The following is a 2,222-nucleotide window of genomic DNA, read 5'->3' as shown; positions in this document are numbered from 1 at the left end:
TCATTGCGAAACTTATTTCGGGGTAGCATAAACCCGGCAGCCGTGGGGTGGCCACCGCCGCCCAGAGCCTTGGCAATCTCCGAAACATCGACGCCCTTATCCCTGCTCCGCAGGGAAACGGTGTTCTTCTGAAAATTAACGATAACTGCAACGTCAACCGGGTAAGTTTCAAGCAGCTTGTGGCCGACCTGGGAAATATACTGTTCGGCAAAAACGATTGCGCAGGAGGGGGTGATTGAGTTGTAAACGACAGCAGTTTTGATGGCCTCCTCGATATACCGCTGCTCCCGCCCTTCCTCGATGCCCATGAGGTACCGCTCGCGGTCGGTCAGGTTCACGTCAGGGTAGTACACAAAACGCCTTAAAAATTCGTCGTGTCCGAGAACGTGCAGCAGCCTGTTCAGGACGACGGAATGCGGTGATTCATGTCTCCAGAGGTCATAGTCATTGGCGTGCCAGACGAGTTGTTCATATTCTTGCAAGTTCGGATGAAAAGGGCGGAGGAAATCATAAAACAATCTTGCACCACACTTTTCGGTGTTGATGTGGGCATACGGGTACTTACTCAACCAACCTGCCGTCTTGTGGTGGTCAAAAAGCCATACTGCCTCCCCGCGTGATTTTAGTAAATCGGCTACCTCTTTGCTTTGGGGCGAAATATCGGTCACAAACAGCACTCCCGGTTCGTCGCAAGCCTTGCGGATTACCTCGTCAACCTCGTCGTAGTTAGTGATGTGGACATTCCCCTCCAGGGGGTACGCAGCCTTAAACAGGACGGCACAGGTTATGCCGTCGAAGTCGTTGTGTGTTACCAGCGTGGGCATGTTAAGGGGGCCTCCTTTCGCGGTCAGGTATCCCTTTCCCTGCGCAATATTTCGAGGGCCAGGATTGCATAACCAGCTATGTCCATCAGGGTGTCTTCTATACTCTCAAAATGCGGTTTCGCGTTATCATGCCATGTCAGGTTAATCAGGCGTTCAACCTTATCGTTCAGCCGCACAGCAATTCCCTTCACCCCAAACCGTCCCAGGGTACGGTTGGGGTCGCCGTAATCGGCACGCTTTTTCTCTAACAGGTCAGCTATTTCGTTGGCCAAGGTGCGGTACATCCCACATCACCCCTTTGGATTTTAACCATGATCCAAGCCATGCCACGCCTTGCCGGGCCAAGCCTGGCCGCGCCTTGCCGCGCCAGGCCTCGCCCGGCCTTGCCGTGAACCCATGCCTCGCCTTACCCGGTCACGCCGCGCCACGCCTGACCCGGCTTCGCCAGGCCACGCCGCGCCAGGTCCTACCTCGATCCACGTCGTTCAGGCTGCACCCTCTTTGACTTTCCTGCTCTCAAACCGGGTGTAGCTGTTGTCCCGGACTGCGGGCCCCAGCTTTTCCAGCAGCTCCGGGCTGTCCCCAAGCAATTTTTTGACTTTCGTCGCGTCGGCCTTGATGTACGGCCTGGGGTCAATGCCCATCTGGTTTAAAACTCGCACGAAGGAGTCTACGTCTTCGATGCTTCTGGATTCGACCTTGTGAAAACCCCATGTCACACCATTGACTTCAATAGGTCCGTTCACATTGCACCAGGATTTCAAGGCCTCTCTTCGAACTGTTATCAATTTTTCCAGTATGAGCAGCTCCTCCGCCACCTTCCGGGCGTCCTCGACCGACGTGATGGGCCGCACGTCGTCCGGGATGTTTTTGGCCGCCGGGCATTGCTGGCTGTAACCGCACCAGGCGCAGTAGTGGCCGGGTCTGGGTGGGAACCTGTTGGTCCTGATGGCTTCATTCACCTGGGCAATCAGCCCCAGTACCTGGTCCTCCACCTGGCCTACACGCTTTAAGTCCAGCTCGGCCTGCCGGACAACGTTGTACCGTACGAAGTCCAACCGGACAACGAACCGGTCAATCTGCGGGTATTCCCGGCTGACCAGCCAGGCATATACCGCCAGCTGGAAATCGCGTTCCACGTCGGCCTGGCTCCTTACTTGCCAGTCGGTTTTCCAGTCAGTGATAATGGCCGTCGTGCCGTCAATCTCCAGCCGGTCAATGATGCCCCGGAATAGATACTTCCGCCCGGCCAGCCAGGCTTCCATCCATTCCTCGATACCTACCAGCGTGGCCAGCGGCACCGTGTGGGTATCCGCCCACTGCTGGGCCAGGGCCAGCACCTCCGGGTAGCGGTCGCTGGACAGCCCGCACGGCTGGTCGTAGAAGCACTGCCGGACA

General features: G+C 56.7%; 3 protein-coding genes. All 3 read right to left on the bottom strand.

Going from position 1 to position 2,222, the window contains the following annotated elements; translation table 11 throughout:
* On the bottom strand, positions 1-824 hold an 824-nt coding region (locus ACPLUI_RS14120; RefSeq protein WP_424660880.1), incomplete at its 3' end, for a DHH family phosphoesterase.
* Between the two features lie 23 nt (positions 825-847).
* Positions 848-1,108: a nucleotide modification associated domain-containing protein gene (locus tag ACPLUI_RS14115; protein ID WP_424660879.1), complete on the bottom strand. Its 261-nt coding sequence runs from the start codon at positions 1,106-1,108 to the stop codon at positions 848-850.
* 201 nt (positions 1,109-1,309) lie between these two features.
* Positions 1,310-2,222: RecB family exonuclease (locus ACPLUI_RS14110; RefSeq protein ID WP_424660878.1), on the bottom strand; the 913-nt coding region annotated here is incomplete at its 5' end.

Source organism: Desulfofundulus sp., assembly GCF_049701015.1.
Lineage (GTDB): Bacteria > Bacillota > Desulfotomaculia > Desulfotomaculales > Desulfovirgulaceae > Desulfofundulus.
Note: the sequence above shows the minus strand (reverse complement) of the source record. Positions and strands in the feature narration are given on the sequence as shown.

What these genes read in the sequence shown, in the direction of transcription:
- ACPLUI_RS14115 (WP_424660879.1), bottom strand. Translation starts at nt 1,108, where the DNA reads ATGTACCGCACCTTGGCCAACGAAATAGCTGACCTGTTAGAGAAAAAG.